This window comes from Paenarthrobacter sp. YJN-D (assembly GCF_015040335.1).
Taxonomy (GTDB): Bacteria; Actinomycetota; Actinomycetes; order Actinomycetales; family Micrococcaceae; genus Arthrobacter; species Arthrobacter nicotinovorans.
Genome location: NZ_CP053549.1, coordinates 1,421,634 through 1,439,784 on the forward strand (window position 1 = coordinate 1,421,634; position 18,151 = coordinate 1,439,784).

Annotated in this window: 19 protein-coding genes; 16 read left to right on the forward strand and 3 right to left on the reverse strand. The window is 63.1% G+C overall.

Features of this window, described 5'->3' with window-relative positions; all coding sequences use genetic code 11:
* Positions 1-3: 3 nt before the first annotated feature.
* Positions 4-1,098: a LacI family DNA-binding transcriptional regulator gene (locus tag HMI60_RS06775; protein ID WP_079582663.1), complete on the reverse strand. Its 1,095-nt coding sequence runs from the start codon at positions 1,096-1,098 to the stop codon at positions 4-6.
* A gap of 188 nt (positions 1,099-1,286) precedes the next feature.
* Here HMI60_RS06775 and HMI60_RS06780 point away from each other — a divergent pair, with 188 nt between their 5' ends.
* From HMI60_RS06780 to HMI60_RS06800, 5 genes are read left to right on the forward strand one after another with little or no spacing between them, the layout of a single operon-like run.
* Positions 1,287-2,144, forward strand: coding sequence for an ABC transporter substrate-binding protein (locus tag HMI60_RS06780; RefSeq protein ID WP_181423337.1), 858 nt, complete (start codon positions 1,287-1,289; stop codon positions 2,142-2,144).
* Positions 2,145-2,182: 38 nt separating this feature from the next.
* Positions 2,183-2,971 (forward strand): amino acid ABC transporter permease, encoded by a 789-nt coding sequence (locus HMI60_RS06785; RefSeq protein WP_018780091.1) that lies wholly within the window; start codon positions 2,183-2,185, stop codon positions 2,969-2,971.
* Positions 2,968-3,756 (forward strand): amino acid ABC transporter ATP-binding protein, encoded by a 789-nt coding sequence (locus HMI60_RS06790; protein ID WP_305082346.1) that lies wholly within the window; start codon positions 2,968-2,970, stop codon positions 3,754-3,756. The genes HMI60_RS06785 and HMI60_RS06790 overlap by 4 nt, the downstream gene beginning before the upstream one ends.
* On the forward strand, positions 3,756-4,799 hold the full coding sequence (locus HMI60_RS06795) for a Gfo/Idh/MocA family oxidoreductase (protein WP_110505425.1): 1,044 nt from the start codon (positions 3,756-3,758) through the stop codon (positions 4,797-4,799). The genes HMI60_RS06790 and HMI60_RS06795 overlap by 1 nt, the downstream gene beginning before the upstream one ends.
* 38 nt (positions 4,800-4,837) lie before the next feature.
* Positions 4,838-5,950, forward strand: coding sequence for an FAD-binding oxidoreductase (locus HMI60_RS06800; RefSeq protein WP_039239539.1), 1,113 nt, complete (start codon positions 4,838-4,840; stop codon positions 5,948-5,950).
* Positions 5,951-6,096: 146 nt separating this feature from the next.
* Here the strand turns inward: HMI60_RS06800 and HMI60_RS21165 are convergent, their stop codons facing one another.
* Positions 6,097-6,705: a TasA family protein gene (locus HMI60_RS21165; RefSeq protein ID WP_193590801.1), complete on the reverse strand. Its 609-nt coding sequence runs from the start codon at positions 6,703-6,705 to the stop codon at positions 6,097-6,099.
* A gap of 291 nt (positions 6,706-6,996) precedes the next feature.
* On the opposite strand from HMI60_RS21165, the gene HMI60_RS06810 reads away from it, so the two are divergent.
* On the forward strand, positions 6,997-7,455 hold the full coding sequence (locus HMI60_RS06810) for an iron chaperone (protein WP_018780023.1): 459 nt from the start codon (positions 6,997-6,999) through the stop codon (positions 7,453-7,455).
* 27 nt (positions 7,456-7,482) lie between these two features.
* Here the strand turns inward: HMI60_RS06810 and HMI60_RS06815 are convergent, their stop codons facing one another.
* Complete coding sequence (locus HMI60_RS06815; protein ID WP_193590802.1) at positions 7,483-8,619, reverse strand: AI-2E family transporter; 1,137 nt, start codon at positions 8,617-8,619, stop codon at positions 7,483-7,485.
* Positions 8,620-9,042: 423 nt separating this feature from the next.
* On the opposite strand from HMI60_RS06815, the gene HMI60_RS06820 reads away from it, so the two are divergent.
* The 10 genes from HMI60_RS06820 to HMI60_RS06865 all read left to right on the forward strand — a co-directional run bounded on the left by HMI60_RS06820 (position 9,043) and on the right by HMI60_RS06865 (position 18,080).
* A complete protein-coding gene (locus HMI60_RS06820; protein WP_193590803.1) occupies positions 9,043-10,089 on the forward strand; it encodes a saccharopine dehydrogenase in 1,047 nt (348 codons plus the stop codon).
* The gene (locus HMI60_RS06825) at positions 10,086-10,688 is read left to right on the forward strand and encodes a TetR/AcrR family transcriptional regulator (protein WP_189076881.1); all 603 of its coding nucleotides are present in this window, start codon (positions 10,086-10,088) and stop codon (positions 10,686-10,688) included. Before HMI60_RS06820 ends, HMI60_RS06825 begins: the two co-directional genes overlap by 4 nt.
* 317 nt (positions 10,689-11,005) lie before the next feature.
* Entirely contained in the window at positions 11,006-11,560 is a 555-nt protein-coding gene (locus HMI60_RS06830) for an RNA polymerase sigma factor (protein WP_026267483.1), read from the forward strand.
* Positions 11,557-12,357: a hypothetical protein gene (locus HMI60_RS06835; RefSeq protein WP_193590804.1), complete on the forward strand. Its 801-nt coding sequence runs from the start codon at positions 11,557-11,559 to the stop codon at positions 12,355-12,357. Before HMI60_RS06830 ends, HMI60_RS06835 begins: the two co-directional genes overlap by 4 nt.
* Positions 12,358-12,390: 33 nt before the next feature.
* Positions 12,391-12,816 carry a CoA-binding protein gene (locus HMI60_RS06840; protein ID WP_018780017.1) on the forward strand — a complete coding sequence of 142 codons (426 nt, stop codon included), beginning with the start codon at positions 12,391-12,393 and terminating at the stop codon, positions 12,814-12,816.
* Positions 12,817-12,900: 84 nt separating this feature from the next.
* Positions 12,901-13,737 (forward strand): polysaccharide deacetylase family protein, encoded by an 837-nt coding sequence (locus tag HMI60_RS06845; RefSeq protein ID WP_227453674.1) that lies wholly within the window; start codon positions 12,901-12,903, stop codon positions 13,735-13,737.
* A gap of 38 nt (positions 13,738-13,775) precedes the next feature.
* Positions 13,776-14,186: an MmcQ/YjbR family DNA-binding protein gene (locus tag HMI60_RS06850; protein WP_055977125.1), complete on the forward strand. Its 411-nt coding sequence runs from the start codon at positions 13,776-13,778 to the stop codon at positions 14,184-14,186.
* A gap of 569 nt (positions 14,187-14,755) precedes the next feature.
* Positions 14,756-16,165 (forward strand): N-acetylglucosamine/diacetylchitobiose ABC transporter substrate-binding protein, encoded by a 1,410-nt coding sequence (gene ngcE / locus HMI60_RS06855; RefSeq protein WP_018780013.1) that lies wholly within the window; start codon positions 14,756-14,758, stop codon positions 16,163-16,165.
* Entirely contained in the window at positions 16,162-17,187 is a 1,026-nt protein-coding gene (locus HMI60_RS06860; protein ID WP_018780012.1) for a carbohydrate ABC transporter permease, read from the forward strand. The genes ngcE and HMI60_RS06860 overlap by 4 nt, the downstream gene beginning before the upstream one ends.
* A complete protein-coding gene (locus HMI60_RS06865) occupies positions 17,187-18,080 on the forward strand; it encodes a carbohydrate ABC transporter permease (RefSeq protein ID WP_018780011.1) in 894 nt (297 codons plus the stop codon). Before HMI60_RS06860 ends, HMI60_RS06865 begins: the two co-directional genes overlap by 1 nt.
* Positions 18,081-18,151 lie beyond the last annotated feature (71 nt).

Genomic DNA, 18,151 nt, shown 5'->3' on the forward strand with positions numbered 1-18,151 from the left:
GCCTCAGCTGCCTGCCTTGCTGAGGGCGTCGGCGTTCCTGGGCGCCCCCACGGAGCCGCGCTGAATCAAGCTCGCCGCCAGTTCGGGGGCAGGGGAAACTGATTTCCTGCCCTCGATCTGCCGGATCAGGGCTGACGCCGCCGCCATGCCCATGTCGTAGACGGGTTGCGCGATGACCGTGAGCGGGGGAGTGGTGAGCCGGGTCCACGCGAAATCGTCGTACATCAGGAACGAGACATCTTCCGGGATGGAGAGGCCGAGGTTCTGCACCGCTTCCACCACGCTCAACGCGATAAGGCCGTCCGAAGCGATGATGGCCGTAGCGGGATCCGGGCCGTGGAGCAGCTCGCGGGTAATGCGCATGATGGAGTCGGCGTCGCCGGCGTTGAGGCGGACAAGATCGGTGGGCTGCGGGAGGCCCGCTTCGTCGAAGGCCCTGTGTATTCCGTCCAGACGGTCTGAAATTTGTGAGGAGTCCAGCTTCATCCCGGCAACGTACGGGGCATTGGTCCGGACCGTGGAGACGAAGGCGATCCGTCGGTGTCCGGCCGCGATGAGGTGCTTGGTGGACTCGTAGGAGATGCCTCCCATGTCCACCGCGAACGTCTCGGCATCCAGCCCTTCGGCGGCACGGTCCAGCAGGACCAGCGGACGCCCGGACTCACGGACCTGCCGCAGGTGTGCGGTTTCCACCGAGGAAGCCGGAGCAACAATGAGTCCATCAACCCGTTTGTCCAGCAGCACCCGGACCGCATCCACTTCCGCGGCCTGTTCCTCGTCGGTGTTGATGAGGATGACGTTGTAGCCGCTCTTCTTGGCGGCGTCCGTGATGCCCCTGGTGGCGAGCCCGAAGTGCGGGTTTTCAATATCGCCTACCACCACCCCGATGGTGTTGGATTTGCCGGTGTTCATGCTGCGGGCGAGCTCGTTGGGGCGATACTCAAGTTCCTCGGCCGCGGCGAGGACGCGTTCACGGACGTCGTCGCTGACGGCGCCGTAATTGCCGAGCGCCCGCGCCGCCTGGGCTTTGGACACTTGCGCAGCTTTGGCGACGTCGGCAACCGTCACGTCCCGCCGTCGGGATCCGTCAGTGCTCATGTTCACCTTTCCGAAAGGGTGTTGACGCGGCTTTGTGAGTTCCGCTACATTTCAATCAATCGATGTGAGTCCGGTCTCAATCCTAGGGACTGAGACCGGACTCAGCAAGACCCGACATCGAGCAATATCTCCAGCGGCTCCTGACAGCACCGCTTTCCCTCCCACGATTGGACAACGCTGTGATCAAAATGAACTTCCGCCCGGCAGCGCTCGCAGCCACAGCCTTGGCGGCCATCCTCGCCCTTTCCGGCTGTGGTGGATCCTCGGCCAGCAGCTCACCGTCAGCCGACAACCCCTATGGACTCATCCAGCCCGGCACCATCCGCGTAGCAAGCCTCGGTGACTCCAAGCCGTACACCTTCACCGATGGCACCGGGAACTTCACAGGGTTCGACGTTGAACTCTTCAAGGACGTGGCCCACCGGGCAGGCGTGGACAATGTCGTCTTCACCGGCCAAGACTTCTCCGGGCTTCTGGCAGCGGTATCTAACGGCCAGTTCGACGTCGGCGTGGCCGCTATCGGAATCACCGACAAGCGCAAGGAAACCGTGGACTTTTCCGACGGATACCTGGCCGGTTACCTGACGGTCATCACCACGAAAACCTCTGGCATCAAGGATGTGGACGGGCTGAACGGCAAGCGCCTGGGCGTGGTCCAGGGCACCCTCCAGGAAGCCTATGCGGTGAAGAACTTCACCTCCGCCCAGCTTGTGAAGTTCCCTGACAACAACACGGCCATAGCCGCCGTCAACAGCGGGTCCGTGGATGCACACTTCCTCGATTACGAGGCCGCCAAGGCTTACCAGGAGCAGTTCGGCCTGGTCAGTGCCGCCGACATCCCCTCCTTCGACGCCCCGGCAGGATTCGCGATCGCCAAGGACAAGCCCGCCTTCAAGGAAGCACTGAACAAGGGCCTCGCCGCCGCGATGGAGGACGGCACCTGGAAGAAGCTCTACCAGAAGTGGTTCCCGGGCTCACCGATGCCCGAGCAGTACCTCCCCAAGGCCGAGCAGACCTCCAGCCCTTCCCCCACGGCCGCCAAGTAAGCCGTTCCGCCCAACCAACCAACGTCTGAGAGCACTCAATGGATTGGCTCAATACCATCAGCCGCACGTTCTTCGACTTTGACGCCATGGTCGAAGTGCTGCCCCAACTCCTCGGAGTTGGCCTCCTCAACACCCTCATCATTTCCATCGCAGCAACCATCCTCGGCGTAGTGATGGGGATGGTGGTGGCGGTCATGGGCATTTCGCGCTCCAAGTGGCTGCGGATCCCGGCAAGGATCTACACGGACCTGTTCCGCGGGCTTCCCGCCATCCTCACCATCCTGCTGATCGGCCAAGGATTTGCCCGGTTGAGCCAGTCGGTCTTCGGTCCTTCTCCCTACCCCTTGGGAATCATTGCGCTGAGCCTCATCGCCAGTGCCTACATCGGAGAGATCTTCCGTGCGGGGATCCTCAGTGTGGACAAAGGCCAAGGAGAGGCGTGCCGCGCACTGGGAATGAGCTACACCAAATCCATGGCGCTGGTAGTGGTGCCGCAAGGCGTTCGCCGGGTACTCCCGGCCTTGGTGAACCAGTTCATCGCCATCGTCAAGGATTCCTCCTTGGTCTACTTCCTGGGCCTCCTTGTCAGCGAGCGGGAACTGTTCCGGGTGGGCCAGGACGCGGCGGTGCTCTCCGGCAACCTCTCGCCGTTGGTCATGGCGGGCATTTTCTACCTGATCATCACCGTTCCCCTGACCCACCTCGTCAACTACTTCGACAACAAGTTCCGCACCGGCCGCCGTCGTCCCACGGCACCCACCAGCGGGCTGAAGGAAGTCAAGGAACTCGACGCGGCCTCGCCGCTCATCACCGGGAGCAACACGTGAACCTCACCAGCAGCAGTGCAACCAGCACCAACAAGACCAGCCAGGACATCGAAAAGTTCCACGGATCCAGCCTGGAACTGCAGAACCTGACCATGGCCTACGGGGACGTGGAAGTACTCCGCAACGTCAGCCTCACCGTGGCCCCGGGCACCACCACCTGCATCATCGGTCCATCCGGCTCCGGCAAGTCCACGCTCCTGCGCGGCGCCAACCGCCTGCACGAGCCCAAAAGCGGCGACGTGCTCCTGGCCGGCGAAAGTGCCCTCAAGGTGAAGCCTGACATCCTGAGGGCCCGCATCGGCATGGTGTTCCAGCACTTTAACCTCTTCCCGGATCACACGGCCCTGGAGAACGTCGCACTCGCACTCTGGAGCGTCAAGGGCATGTCCAAGGCCGAGGCCAGGGAGCGCGCCCGGCGCCGACTCGCCGAGGTCGGTCTCGCCGAACGCGCCGACCACCGGCCCCGGGACCTTTCCGGAGGGCAGCAGCAGCGCGTCGCCATCGCACGGGCACTGGCCATGGAACCGGAGGTCATGCTCTTCGACGAAGCCACCAGTGCGCTGGATCCGGAACTCGTCAAGGGCGTCCTGAACCTCATGGCCGGGTTGGGCCGGCGTGGCATGACCATGCTGGTGGTCACCCACGAGATGGGCTTCGCCCGTAAAGTCGCCGACCAAGTGGTGTTCATGGACGAAGGCGAGGTAGTGGAGATCGGCACACCCACCGAGCTCTTCGACAACCCGCGCAGCGAACGCCTGCAGCGGTTCCTCTCGGAAGTCCTGTGATGGGCGCGGCAACAGCGGCACCCATTAGGACCGCCGTCGTCGGATTCGGTGTTTCCGGCAAGGTCTTCCACACACCGCTCATCGAAGCGGACCCGAACTATTCGCTGGACGTGATTGTGACGGCGGACCCGGAACGGGCCGCCGAGGCCGCTCGCCTCTACCCTCAAGCCAGGATCGTGCCCACACCGGAGGACATGTTCAACCGCGCCGCCGAGCTGGACCTGGTGGTGCTGGGAACCCCGCCGCTGACGCACCTGGAACTCGGGGCAACGGCGATCGCCCATGGCTTGAACGTGGTGGTGGACAAACCTTTCGTGTCCACGGTTGCGCACGGCGAGGAGCTGCTGGCCCGCGCGTCCGACGCCGGTGTGCAGCTTACGGTCTTCCAGAACCGCCGGTGGGACGCTGACTTCCTTACGCTCCGGAAGCTTGTGCGGGACGGCGGGCTTGGCGAAGTGCGCACTTTCGAATCCCGGTTCGAGTGGTGGCGGCCCGAAGGTTTCGGCAACTGGCGCGATTCGGCAACGCTGGCCGAAGGCGGCGGGATCCTCCACGACCTCGGGGCGCATTTGATAGACCAGGCGATCCAGCTTTTCGGGCCGGTTGCGGAGAGCTACGGCGAGGTCGCCAACCACGGGCCGCATCCTGAGGCTGCGGACACCGAGGCTTTCGTCTCCCTGCTCCACGAATCCGGCGTCCGCTCGCGGCTGTGGATGAACGGCATGGCAGCGCAAGTGGGTCCGCGATTCCATGTGCTGGGCTCCAAGGCGGGCTACACCAAATGGGGACTCGACGGCCAGGAACCCGCGCTGGCAGCGGGCGTCACGCCGTCGGACCCGTCCTACGGTGTGGAGTCCCAGGAGTCTTGGGGCGTTCTGGGAATCGACGGTTCGGCAACGCCTGTCCCCGCGGAAAAGGGCGACTACCCCCGGTTCTACAGGGAACTCGCCGCCTCGCTCCGGGGCCAGGGCCAGCTGCCCGTGCAAGCTGCAGAAGCGCTGGAAACCCTCAGGATCATCGAAAACATTCACGCCTACGCATAACGGCGTTTCACCGCATCAACACATAGAAAGGGAGAACCATGTCCTCCACCAAGCACGTTGCCGTTATCGGAGGCGGCATCCTGGGCGTCTCCACCGCAGTCCACCTGCTCCGCCAGGGCGCCTCTGTGACCCTCCTGAGCGAGCAGGGCCTCGCCAGCGAAGCTACGGGCCGTTCTCTGTCCTGGCTCAACTCGGCCGGTGAACGCTCCACGCCCTACCACCAGCTTCGCGTAGCCGGGGTGGACCGGTACCGCACGCTCTTTGCTACCGATCCCAGCCGCGAGTGGTTGCAATTCGGGGGAGGGCTCATGTGGAACGCGGCCGGGCAGGGCGAAGTCACGGAAGCCCGGCACGCTTACGAAAAGTCCATCGCCTACGACTCCAAACTGCTGGCTCCGGATGAGATCGAGTCGGTCACCCCGGGTATTGATGCACGCGCTGTTCCCGAAAACGCCATTTTTAACCCGGGCGAAGGCTGGGTCAGCCTCCCGGACTTGGTGAACTTCCTGATGGAAGACTTCCACGCCTTGGGCGGCAACCTCGTTCTGAACGCTGGAAAAGTCTCGGTGACGGTCGACGGCGGCCGGGCCGCCGGCGTCGAAACCGCGGCAGGCGATACGTACGCCGCGGACGCCGTCCTGGTTGCCTGCGGTGCCGCAACACCCGCCGTCGTCAAGGCTCTGGGCGTTGACATTCCCAACGGTTCCCCGGTGTCCATGCTTGTGGTGACCAAGCCAGTGGAGCACAATGTCACCGCTGTGATGAACACGCCGCGGGCCGCTGTGCGCCCCAACCCGGGAAATACGTTCGCGCTGGATCACGACTGGTACGAGGAGCGCATCACCGAGCACGCCGACGGTTCATTCACCATCCCCGATGAGGTGGTCCAGGAGCTGGCCGACGAGTCTTCCAAACTCATTGCCGGCAACCCGGAACTGAAGCCGGCGTCGTGGAAGATCGGCTACAAGCCCATTCCGGGGGACGGCGAGCCCGTGTTCGGCGAACTGGGTCAGGTGCCGGGCTGCTTCGTTGCCTTCACACACTCCGGTGCGACGTTGGGGCTCATTGCCGGTGAATTGCTCTCCGGAGAAATCCTGACCGGCGAGAAGCATCCGATGCTCGCGACGTTCCGTCCAGGGCGATTCTCGTAGCACTTCCCTCGAGCTCTGAATAGGCCAACGGCCCCGATACGCCATCTGCATAAGCGTGTCGGGGCCGTTGGAGTTTCAGGGCTCGCCGGGCCTGATCGGGCTGGGGGGAAAGGAAACCGATCAGGCCCGGCGGGGTTTGGGGTGGTCTATTTGGTGGTTTCGGTGCGTTGGGTGCCGGTGAAGGCGAAGGCGATGGTGGAGGTGGCGCCTTGGAAGGTGTTGTCCGCGGTGGTGGGGAACGCGGTGGTGACTTTGAGGTTGTCGGTCTTGGCTGAGGTCAGGGAGGTGAGGTTGTTCAGGGTTTTGTTCGCTGCGATGACGGGGCCGTTGGCCAGGACGGTGGTTTTGGTGCCGGCGCAGGTGTAGGGGGCGGCGGTGCCGGTCCAGGGGGTGGAGCAGTTTTCGATGGTCAGTTGCAGCCCGTTGGTGGTGTCGGTGGTGAGGAGGGAGGCGGTGGCGCCGGCGGAGGTGGTGAGGGTGACGTTGTTCAGGTCGGAGTTGCCGGTGTTGGCCAGGGTGACGAGTTTTTCGACTTTGTCGCCGGGCAGCAGGCCTGCGATGGGGACGTTGAGGGTGTTGGCTGGTCCGGGGGCGCCCAGGGCGATGGTGACGGTGCCTGCGGTGACGGCTTGGGAGGCGGAGGTGGAGGAGGTGAACGCGCCGTAGGTTCCCATGCCGGCGACGGCGGCTGCGGTGCCGACCAGTGCGACGGAGGCGAGGATTTTGCCGGAGGTGGTTTTGAGGCTGATGGCCATGGGGATCAGTGTCCTTTCGTGTGGCCACCGTGAGACCGGCCGGCCGTTTCTTCAGCCTGTGTGGCTGACAAGAAATACTTTGCCGGGCCTGGATCAAGAACCGATCCTGCAAACCCACAACACTTCCTCAGGAAAACCTCAAGAAAACCGCACCCACTGCTTGCTCGTCCCGGCTCTCAATGCCAAGCGACCGACGAAGTTTCCGATCGAGCAGTTTTGGAGAAGCCCCACGGGCCGCCGGGTCATAGCGTTGATGGTGTCAAGCAAAAAGACCAGGGGAGAGAGATCGCCATGACGGACAACCAGCAAACGGCTACCAAAGAAAAGTCCTACGACGGCTTCACCGAGGACGAACGCGCGGCCATGAAAGAAAGGGCGCAGGAGCTGAAGAAGGCGCCGCGCAAGAAGGCCTCCAAAGCCGACGGTGAGGCCGATGTCCTGGCCAAGATCGCCGAGATGCCCGAAGCGGACAAGGCCATGGCCGAACGCCTGCACGCCCTGGTCAAGGAACACGCGCCGGAACTGACCCCAAAAACCTGGTACGGAATGCCCGCTTATGCCCGGGACGGAAAGAACATCGTGTTCTTCCAGAGCTCCCATAAGTTCAAGGCCCGCTATGCCACGCTCGGCTTTGAGGAGAATGCAAAGCTTGACGACGGCGACATGTGGCCCACGTCGTTCGCCCTCAAGGAGATCACGCCGGCTGTTGAAGCGAAGATCGTCGAACTGCTGAAGAAGGCACTCGCCTGACAGTCGGACTTCCAGCTTGGGCGGCCGCTACACCGGCTGGCTGTTGGCCGGCGGCAGGTCCGGGTTGACCGGCTCAAGGTCAGGGTCTTCCGCCGTCCACACCTGCACGATGGCCCAGGTGACCGCGGCGATGGGTACAGAGAGGACGGCGCCGATGATGCCGGCCAGGATGGTGCCCGCCGTCAGTGCCATCAGGATCACCAGGGCGTGCAACTGCAACGACTTGCCCATGACCACCGGCTGGAGAAGGTCGCCCTCAAGCTGGTTAACCGCGATCACTGCAATGACCACGATGAGTGCCACGATCGGACCGTTCGCCACGAGGGCCACCAACGCCGCCAGAATGCCGGCGACGGTAGCACCCACCAAGGGGATGAACGCGCCAATAAAGACGATGATCGCCAGGGGAATGGCCAGCGGCACTTGGAGGATCAGCAGCACGGCTCCGATGGCGACTGTATCCACCAAAGCCACAATCGCCGTCCCCCGCACGTAACCGCCCAGTACTTCCATGGTCCGCTTGCCCACGCGGCGGAGCTTTGCTTCGCGAGTGCCCTTGAACGGACGCAGGAAGAAGTCCCAGATCTTGGCGCCGTCCTTGAGGAAGAAGAAGAGTATGACCACCATGAGGCTCGCGCCGGCCAGGAACTCGGTCACCACGGACAAACCGGTCACGGCACCGGAGCGCACTTGGCTGCTCTGGGCGAAGTCCACTACAGCTTGCCGGGCTTGGTTGAGCTGTTCCTGATCCAGGGGGAAGGGCCCTGTGAGCAGGAAGTTTTCCAGCTCGTCCAGGCCTTCTGCCGCTTGGCTGATCAGTTCGTCCCACTGGCTGCGCACCGACAGGACGATGATGCTCACAACGCCGCCCAGGACAATCAACAGTCCCAGGAATGCGACGGCGGTGGCGAGACCGCCACGCCAGCCACGGCGCCGGAGCATGTTGACGAACGGGCCGATGGCGGCGGCCAGGATCAGTGAGACAAGGACCGGGATCACCAGCAGCCGGATCTGCAGCAGCGCGAACACCACCACTACTGCCACGACCAGAATCAGGAGAATCTGGGCGGCACGGATAGCCGTCCGACCCAGTGAGTCCTTCCACAGGTCGGGCTTGGTTTTGTTGCGCGTGGAATGGGGAGCCGTTTCCTCGGATCGCGTCATGTGAACTCCTGTTCGTTCGCATCGGTCAGCCGATGGGATCAAACGTAAGCCTACTGACTATTTGCGGGGATTGGCTCCTCCTGGGCGGAACAGGGACCGGCGTGACTAGTAGGTGGGGTCCGGATTGGGGGGGGGGGGAACCGGGCCGGGGTCGGGGACCGGTGATGGTCCCGGCGTCGGATTGGGGTCCGGTATGGGGCTCGGAGGAAACGGCGTCGTGGGGTCCGGTGGCGGAGGTACGGGGCCGGGGTCGGGCGGGAACGGCTCGGGCTCGTGGGCTGGGGGCAATGTCATGATCTCTCCTCTGCGTTCTGGTGAATGGTGCTCGGGGTAGATACCAGCAGCCTAGGCGCGGGCCCCTTGCTGCGCCACCACTCCGTGGGCTGTTTCAATTTTTAGGTCATATGACCTAAAATCAGATTCATGAAAGATCATCTCAAGCTCGATACCTCCGGTCCAGTGCTGATTGTCGGCGGTTACGGAACGGTCGGCGCAGCGCTCACGCAGCATGCACAGGGGGAGTGGCCGCTTCTCCTGACCGGCAGGAACCCGGACCGCGGGAGCCACCTGACCAATGACAGAGTGACTGTCCGGGCATGGGACCTCAACCAGTCCGAGCCCTTCGAAGCGCGGGTCCGGGCAGTAATCAGTACAGTCAATGACCCCGATGACAGGGTGCTTCGGGCAGCTGTAAGCGCCGGGATTCCGTACGTTGATGTCACCCGTTGGACCAGCCGGGTCACCCGGGCCGTCACCCTGTCCACCCTGTTGCAGCCCACGGCGCCTGTGCTGCTCAGTTCGGGGTGGATGGGTGGCGTCACCAATACCGTGGCCGCAGCCCTGGCCCGGGAAGTGGGCGGAGCAGCCGACGTGGACATTTCCATCAGGTATGACATCAATGACCAGGCCGGGGCCGACTCCGTTGACTTCATGGACCGGCTGGGACTGGAGTTCGAAGCCCGCAAAGGCGGCAAGGCCGCCGTCGTACGTCCCTTGACCGACACCCGCTGGGTGGATATCGCCGGGCACCGCACCAAAGTCGCCAGGCTTGACACCCCCGAGCAGTTCACGCTGCCGCTCACCTTGGGTGCAGGTTCTGTGGCAACGAGGATCGGCTTCAGTTCCAATACATCGACGACGGCGTTGCTCGCCGCGCGCGCGGTGGGGCTGTTCCGGTGGGGCAGCGGCGAGAAATGGGCATCGCTGCGTCGTTCGCTGCTCTACTCCCCGGGATCGGGCGGGACGGCGCATATCCGGGTGGAAGTGACTGGTCCGGGCGGCACCGGGACTGCCACTATCACCGATCCCCTGGGGCAGGCCCACCTGACGGCAGCGGGTGGACTTCTTGGGCTCCACACGGTGCTCAGCGATGATGCGCGGCCCGGCGTTTCCTTTCCCGAATCGGCGCCCGAACCAGCTGCGCAGCTCGCCAAACTCCAGTCATACGGTGTGACAATATTGAGGTCATGACCGAAAGCAAGGGCGCGCTGCGCAGGGCGGCCCTTCTGGACGCGGCCGAAGAAGTGCTGGTTACCAAAGGCAACGCAAACGCTGCCATGCGGGACTTCGCAGCCGCCGCCGGGGTGCGGGTCGGGCACCTCCAGCACTACTTTCCCACCAGGGCTGACCTCATTCGCGCGGTCCTTGAGCGATCGCTGGAGCGCTCGCTTCATCGGCTCAATGACGTCACCGACGTGGACCTCGCGCCGGAGGCTGCCGGCGGGCTTGGCATGGATGAGTCACAGCGGCTCCTGACCGCGTTGCTCCGGGAACACTCGGACATGGCCGACGTCAGGATGCACCTGGAGATCTGGGCGCTGGCCGCCTCGGATGAAGCAGCTGCCGGGGCCTTGCGGGGCTTCTATTCCCGGTACACCGCGCACGTGCAGGGTCTGGTCCGCAGGGGAAGGCCGGAGCTCCCGGACCAGGAAGCCAACGCAGTGGCCGCCGCAATTGTGAGCTTGTTCGAGGGTGCGGCCGTCACGCGTTCTGATATTGCGGGACTTCGAACAGTGCACGGTGACCAGGCGGTCATCCGTACGGCGCAGTGGTTGATCCACGGGCAGTAGGGGCCAGTCTGTCCCTGCCCCGGCTACCCCGCCCGGACGGGCGCTGAACGGCGCCGGAAAGGCTTCCAAAAAAAGTTTGTACTCCCGCGTAACCCTTTGCCGCGCTCCGACGATTACGTCTGTGAAAGGGCCGGGTTGGAATTTGTCCCCCATCATCTTCCAGCCCGGCTCTTCCATGTCCGGGAGTTCCTGCCGGTCAAGGGTTCGTCCTTTGGCAGGCCCGGCAGAGCAGTTACTCTTGGTGGGGTCGTCCGTTGCGGGAATCGGATGATCTGGCTCCCAGCCTGGACCAACCGCCGATCGAAAGTCCGAAATCTGTGACCGACGCATTGACCGACGAAGCGCTTCGCGCACTCCAAGGCAATAACGCGGAACTGTTCAGCGCCGTTTACCAGGCCTATGCGGGCCAGGTTCTTGGGTACTTGACGGCCAAAGGCGTCCCGGACCCGGAAGCAACCACGCAGGATGTTTTCCTCGCTGTCCTTCCACGCCTGGACGAGATCAATGGAGGCGTCAACGGCCTCAGGACCTTTATCTTCTCGGTCGCCCACGCCCGAATGGTGGATGAGCACAGGAAGGAAAGCCGGACACCTGACCAGCACGAGTTTGAGCCCGAGCGGGATGCGCGCGAAGCGAGCTCGGCAGAGGCTGAGGCGATGCTGCGGTTGGCCCCCTACGAGGTGATGGCGTTGCTGGAACACCTCGGCGAAGAGCAGCGGGAGGTCCTGACGCTCCGCATCGTTGCAGGCCTCACCGTGGAGCAGGTGGCCGGAATCATGGGGAAAACCGCCGGTGCAGTGAAGCAGCTGCAACGGCGGGCACTGATCACCCTCCGTGAGCATTCGGCAGTAAAGGAATACGTGTCGCCATGACATACAAGGATTTGGACCGCGGGCAGATCGTGGACGAGCTGCTGCTCGACGCCGGTCTCAGCGACGCGTCCGATGTTCGGCAGGCGCTTCTGGCCATGGGTCAGCTTGCCGACGCGGCGGCTCCTGCACCCGGCGCGGAACTCGCTGCCATGCTGGCGGGACCGCATGATGAGGTTTCCAAACGACGTTGGCGGCATAAGCACCGGACCGCAGTAGTAAGTGTTGCCGTGGTTGCGGCGATGGGACTTGGTGCCAGCGGTGTTGCAGCCGCAAGTTCAGGCTTTACGCGGAGCCCGTCGTTCGAGGGTCTGCTGGGCACTGTCGCCCCGCATCGGTCCGCTGCAGCGCCCGCCTTGCCCGCTCCCGATGCTCCCAAGGTCAGCACCGCGCCGGCGCCGTCGGTGGATCCGGCCGCGATCCCGCAGCCCTCTCCGGTGCAGCCAACGCCGGCAACGATGATCCCGATTCCCGCGCAGCAACAGGCGCCGGCAGCATCCCAAGCAGTACCCCAGACGCCGGCGGGAACCGCGCCCGCTGCCGCCTCCGCCGTCGTGCCCGCCGCGAATCCGCCAGCGCCGCAACCGGCCAAGGCTGTGCCGGGAGCAATGCCCGCTGCGCCCACCACGCCGGCGCCTTGGCTGCGGCCCGGCCCGGCGGGCCCAGGCGCCCTGCCCGGCAACGGCCTTTCCGTAGCTTCTGAAAAGGAGGCCTTGGCGCAGCTCAAAGCCGCTGAAGAAAAACTGAAGCAGTGGAAGAAGCAGCTGAAACGGCAGGATCCGGCACAGCCACGTCCGTGATTCCCCGCGTGAGGACGGCAGTAGGCTTGGACCATGATGCACGTCAACGATCCCGCCGTCGTCGAACGGTTGATGCGGACCAAAGGCACGTGGGCCATCGTCGGCCTCAGCAACAACGAGTGGCGTTCGGCCTATGACGTTTCGCTTTACGTCCGGGACAAGATGGGCATGGAGATCATCCCCGTCAACCTCAAGGGCGAGGACGTGCACGGCGAGAAGGGCTACAAAAGCCTGGGGGATATTCCCCTCGACAAGCACCCCATCGATGTTGTGGATTGCTTCGTCAATTCCGAACGTGTTGGTGCGGTCATCGACCAGGCAATCGAGGTCGGCGCCAAGGCGGTATGGCTCCAGCTGGGAGTCTTCGACGACGACGCCACGCAACGCGCAATGGACGCAGGCCTCGACGTCGTGGTGAATTCATGTCCGGCGCGTGAAGGCTGGCATTACGGCTTGTGATTCCTGCGCTGGTTCTTCTGCTAGATTGCTGCTGACTCATCTCTTCAGCCCCGGGGGACGGCCATGTCCGGCGACCATTTTGCAATGCCATTTTCCATTCCCAGCAGACGGGCCGCCTTGGGTCTCTTCGGCGCCTCCATGGTGGCCGGTCTAACCGCCTGCACTGCCGCTGAAGGGGCGGAAAGTTCGACGCCGGCACCTGCGCCGACTGACACGGCAACGCCAGCGGCCTCCCCTTCGGCGACGGCGACGCCCACCCCCACGCCGACCCCCGCAGCAACGAAGCGGATCCGCCGCTCCTTCATTCCGGACTTCCAACTGCCGCCGGTCGTGGGCGGCCTCGCTCCGGTCATCACCAAGATCCCCACCAAGCACCCGGTCGTTTTTCTGACCATCGACGACGGCAACATCAAAACCCCGGAATCGGTCAGACTCATGGCCGAATACGACTACCCGGCGTCGCTGTTCCTCACCAAGGACACCATCGCTGACAATCCGGCGTTCTTCAACGCCTTCAAAGCCCAAGGCAGCCTGGTGGAAAACCACACGGTCACCCATAACATCAACATGGTGCGCCAATGGGGATATCAGCAGCAGCTCAATGACATGGTGGGAATGCAGGAGTACGCCCTCCAGCACTATGGCCGCCGGCCAACACTTTTCCGTCCGCCGGGAGGCGCATATTCCAACGTGATGCGCCAGGCCGTTGCCGATGCCGGCATGAAAGCCATCATTACTTGGGAAGCCAAAGCCAACGCGGGAAAAATGGACTACCAAGTGGGCAACGCTTTGCGACCGGGTGACATTGTGCTGATGCATTTCCGGGCAGAGTTCGCCGCTGACCTGGCTGCTTTCCGGGCTGCGCAGCTTGCAGCGGGGCTGGAAGTGGTGCTGCTTGAGGACTTCCTGGGCGTGGCGTAGCCGTACCTGCAGCGGTGGCGCTCCAGTAGGCTCGCTCCATGGATGTTTCCCAGCTCCGTGAGATATGCCTTGGCTTCCCGGGCGCCTTTGAGGACTTCCCGTTCGGGCCCGGGACATCGGTCTTCAAGGTCCGTGCCGCCGTCGCCGGTGGTGCCCGGCACGAGGCCAAGATGTTCGCGCTGTCCTCCATGGATCCGGACGACTGGTCCGTGAGCCTGAAGTGCGAGCCTGCCCTGGCCGAACAACTCAGGGCGGCCAATCCGGAAATCACCGGTGCCTGGCACATGAACAAGACCCACTGGAACGGTGTCCGACTGGATGGTGCCCTTCCGGACGGGATGGTCCGGGACATGGTGGAGGACTCCTACGACCTCGTGGTGGCCACGCTGAGCCGCAAGCAGCAGGAGCAACTCGGCTGGGCCCGGCTGGCGCGCCCGCAAGGGGGCTGATGCCCCCTCCCCATGGCGCTGACATCGGACTAGATTGATAGTGCATACCAGGCGACATCAGCCACCGGGCTGGTCAGGAGCGGTTTGATGGTGGATACACGAAAGCACAGGCGCAGCTGTGGAACGTCCCACCGATCGCGCTGAGCCGGTGAAGCGATGCGCAAAGCCCACGGATATGCCACTGCTTCCCTGGATGAGCGAACCACGCGGCGGATGATTGCTTCGCGCACTCGCTCCGGAGTGTTTCCGGACGGTAAAAAACGCCTCACTGACCACGCGACGGAGTCCGGGATGGTCGAAAATTGGGCGGAACCAAAGGGAATTGAACATCCCGACGGGGTGTATCGCCGGTCCCGGACGGAATGCGGAAAGGCTCTCGCGGAGGGACCGTGAAAAGATCACGCTTTGACAAATGTTGATCGAAACTGCGGAGAAATATTGATTTTCGATCATTCGTGGTGAAGTATGTCACACGAAGGTTGGTGCTGCCAGAGCGTCAGCCCAGACTGTCCGACTGGACGGCCCTAGCCGCCGGAGTCGGCCTTACGAGTCACTAGAGGGGTATTGAAATGACCATTCAGCACCAGTCCGTCGGTCGCCGTGGATTCCTGCGCGGGGCACTCGCAGCAGCCGTACTCGTGCCCATGGGGGGAACCATCGCATCCTGTGCTGCCGGGGGAGGCGGCACCACCACCGGCCCCACGGGCACTGTCTCCGACACCAACCCGTTCGGCATGGCTGACAAGGCCACCCTCGACGCCGTGATCTTCAAGGGCGGCTACGGTATCGACTACGTGGATTTCGCCGGCAAGATCTTTGAAAAGACGCACGAGGGTTCCACCGCAAAGATCGCTCCGTCCACGGACATCGCCCAGGAACTCCAGCCCCGTTTCGTCGGTGGCAACCCGCCGGACCTGATCGACAACTCCGGCGCCAAGGCAATCGGCTTCAGCACCATCCTGGCCCAGCTCGAGGACCTCACCCCCGTGGTGGAGGCCAAGAACCTCGAAGGCAAGGTCATCAAGGACACCCTGTACACAGGCGTGCTGGCTCCGGGCACTTTCGACGGCAAGCTTGCCGCGCTGAACTACGTACTGACCGTCTACGCCGTCTGGTACTCGGATTCCCTGCTCAAGGAAAACGGCTGGACCGTTCCCAAGACCTGGGATGAAATGTATGCGCTCGGCGAGCAGGCAAAAGCCAAGGGCAAGTACTTGTTCGTGTGGGGCAAGGAAGCCGCCACCTATTACCAGGAACTCGCCATCGCGTCCGCCATCAAGGAAGGCGGGGACGAAGTCCGCCTCGCGCTGGAAAACCTCAAGGAAGGTTGCTGGTCGCACCCGGCCATCCAGTCCGTCTTCACCGCACTGGACAAGATCGTGAAGGCCGGCTTCTTCAAGCCCGGCGGCTCGGGCACGCAGTTCACGGCCGCCCAGGCGCAGTGGAGCAACGCCCAGGAGGCTGTGTTCTACCCGTCGGGTTCGTGGATCGAGAACGAAATGAAGGACCAGACGAAGGCCGGCTTCAACATGATGGGCGCCCCGGCGCCCTCGGTCAGTGCCAGCCCCAAGATGCCTTACACCGCCCTCCACAGCGCAGCCGGCGAACCGTACATCGTCCCGTCGCAAGGCAAGAACGCGGCAGGCGGCAAGGAAATGCTCCGCATCATGCTGTCCAAGGAAGCTGCAACCAACTTCGCCAAGACCAAGTTGGCTCCAACGATCGTCAAGGACACCGTTCCGGCAGACGGCTTCGGATCCACCGCGCTGGTCTCGCAAACCAAGATGCTGGGCGATGCCGGCGACGACGTCTACTCATGGAACTTCATCGACCTTTACGGAACCAACAAGGACCAGCTCGTTGTCTGGAACACCTTCCTGGACGGCAAGTCGGACGTTGCAACCCTGACCTCCGCACTGCAGAACATCACCGACAAGGTCCGTAACGACAGCTCGGTCAAGAAGATCGAAGTGAAGTGACCGTAGTGAAAACACAGCAGAGCCGGAACGACGACGGCCTGGCCGCCGTCGTTCCGGCCGCAGCTCCACAGCAATTGGTCAAGCGGCGGCGCAAGCCGCTGACCTGGGACAAAGTCAGCTTCTTCGCGGTATTCCTCGGACTTCCGCTGGCGATCTACCTGTTGTTCGTGATCTGGCCGTTCATCCAGGCATTCGGCTACTCGCTGACGGACTGGTCCGGCTTCTCGCCCACGCAGAACTTCATCGGCCTGGAGAACTACACCAAGATCTTCACGGACGATATCTTCATGAAAGCCATGGGGAACAACATCCTCCTGGTTATTTTCCTGCCGATCATCACCATCATCCTGAGCCTGGTGCTGGCTTCCCTGGTGACCGTTGGCGGAAGCAGCAAGGGGCAGATCAAGGGCCTCCGGAATTCCAGCTTCTACCGGGTTGTGTCATTCTTCCCGTACACGATTCCCGCGATTGCCATCGGCATCATGTGGGGGCAGATCTACGATCCTTCGGGCGGTCTGCTGAACGGCATCCTTACAGGGCTGGGTCTGGACCAGTTCAAGGACTTCGCCTGGCTGGGCAACAAGGACACTGCCATGATCGCCACGATGTTCGTGATCGTGTGGGGCTTCGTTGGCTTCTACATGGTCCTGTTCGTTGCAGGCATCAAGGGCATTCCCGCTGAACTCTTCGAAGCGGCAAGGATCGACGGCGCGGGCCGCTTCCGCACCGCTGTGTCCATCACCATTCCGCTGATCCGGGACAACATCCAGACCGCCTACATCTACATGGGCATCCTGGCATTGGACGCGTTTGTCTACATGGCCGCACTGAACTCCGGCGGTGGTCCGGACAACTCCACACTGGTCATGGCGCAGCAGTTGTTCTTCACAGCCTTCAGCAAGGGGCAGTTCGGTCTCGCCAGCGCCATGGGTGTCGTGCTGGCCATTGCGACGCTGATCTTCTCCGGATTGGTCTTCTTGGTCAACCGGCTCACCGGCGGCGATAAGGATGTGAGCCTGTAATGACGACAAAAGTTTCAACTCCGGAAATGAAGTCCCTGCACTTCCAGCCGCGGACCCCGGCAACATCCACGTCCGACAAAGTGGTGGGAGCGGTCTCGCACACTGCCCTGACCATTTGGACGCTCATTGTCATCCTGCCGTTGCTGTGGACGGTCATGTCGTCCTTCAAGACGTCCAGCGAGATCTTTGCTTCGCCGTTCGCCTTGCCGTCCCAGTGGAACCTGGATAACTACACCAAGGCGTGGAGTGAAGCAGGCATCGGAGCTGCATTCCTGAACTCCGTGCTGGTGGTCGCTGTGGCCCTGGTGATCGTCATGGTCCTTGGCGCCATGTGTGCCTACGTGCTTGCCCGCTACACCTTCCCGGGCAGCAGGGCCATTTACTACCTGATGCTCGCCGGCCTGACTTTCCCGATCTTCCTGGCCATGGTTCCGTTGTTCTTCGTCCTGAAGAACATGGGACTGCTGAACACACTGCCCGGGTTGATTCTGGTCTACGTCGGCTTCGCGCTGCCGTTCACGGTGTTCTTCCTCTTCTCCTTCTTCAAGTCGTTGCCGCACGAAATCACAGAGGCAGCAGCCCTTGACGGTGCGGGGGAGTGGCGGACGTTCTTCCAGGTCATGTTGCCGATGGCCAAGCCGGGCCTCGCCTCGGTGGCCATCTTCAACTTCCTGGGCCTGTGGAACCAGTTCCTGATCCCGGTGTCCATCAACGCCGCCGGCCCACGCGTGCTGTCGCAGGAACTGGCGGCCTTCGCCGGCCAGATGGGCTACGCGGTGGACTTCGGGGCATTGTTCGCCGCCGTTACCGTGACCGTGGTTCCGGTGCTGATCGTGTACATCATCTTCCAGCGCCAGTTGCAGGGCTCCGTTTCACAGGGCACCTCAAAGTAGTACAACCGCGCTAAAAACAGCGTTCGACGGCGGTCCGCACCCCAGGTGCGGGCCGCCGTCGGGCGTTGGCG

Coding starts and splice junctions, on each gene's coding strand:
- HMI60_RS06775 (WP_079582663.1), bottom strand. CDS start 1,098: ATGAGCACTGACGGATCCCGACGGCGGGACGTGACGGTTGCCGACGTC.
- HMI60_RS06780 (WP_181423337.1), top strand. CDS start 1,287: ATGAACTTCCGCCCGGCAGCGCTCGCAGCCACAGCCTTGGCGGCCATC.
- HMI60_RS06785 (WP_018780091.1), top strand. CDS start 2,183: ATGGATTGGCTCAATACCATCAGCCGCACGTTCTTCGACTTTGACGCC.
- HMI60_RS06795 (WP_110505425.1), top strand. CDS start 3,756: ATGGGCGCGGCAACAGCGGCACCCATTAGGACCGCCGTCGTCGGATTC.
- HMI60_RS06800 (WP_039239539.1), top strand. CDS start 4,838: ATGTCCTCCACCAAGCACGTTGCCGTTATCGGAGGCGGCATCCTGGGC.
- HMI60_RS21165 (WP_193590801.1), bottom strand. CDS start 6,705: ATGGCCATCAGCCTCAAAACCACCTCCGGCAAAATCCTCGCCTCCGTC.
- HMI60_RS06810 (WP_018780023.1), top strand. CDS start 6,997: ATGACGGACAACCAGCAAACGGCTACCAAAGAAAAGTCCTACGACGGC.
- HMI60_RS06815 (WP_193590802.1), bottom strand. CDS start 8,619: ATGACGCGATCCGAGGAAACGGCTCCCCATTCCACGCGCAACAAAACC.
- HMI60_RS06820 (WP_193590803.1), top strand. CDS start 9,043: ATGAAAGATCATCTCAAGCTCGATACCTCCGGTCCAGTGCTGATTGTC.
- HMI60_RS06825 (WP_189076881.1), top strand. CDS start 10,086: ATGACCGAAAGCAAGGGCGCGCTGCGCAGGGCGGCCCTTCTGGACGCG.
- HMI60_RS06835 (WP_193590804.1), top strand. CDS start 11,557: ATGACATACAAGGATTTGGACCGCGGGCAGATCGTGGACGAGCTGCTG.
- HMI60_RS06840 (WP_018780017.1), top strand. CDS start 12,391: ATGATGCACGTCAACGATCCCGCCGTCGTCGAACGGTTGATGCGGACC.
- HMI60_RS06845 (WP_227453674.1), top strand. CDS start 12,901: ATGCCATTTTCCATTCCCAGCAGACGGGCCGCCTTGGGTCTCTTCGGC.
- HMI60_RS06850 (WP_055977125.1), top strand. CDS start 13,776: ATGGATGTTTCCCAGCTCCGTGAGATATGCCTTGGCTTCCCGGGCGCC.
- ngcE (WP_018780013.1), top strand. CDS start 14,756: ATGACCATTCAGCACCAGTCCGTCGGTCGCCGTGGATTCCTGCGCGGG.
- HMI60_RS06865 (WP_018780011.1), top strand. CDS start 17,187: ATGACGACAAAAGTTTCAACTCCGGAAATGAAGTCCCTGCACTTCCAG.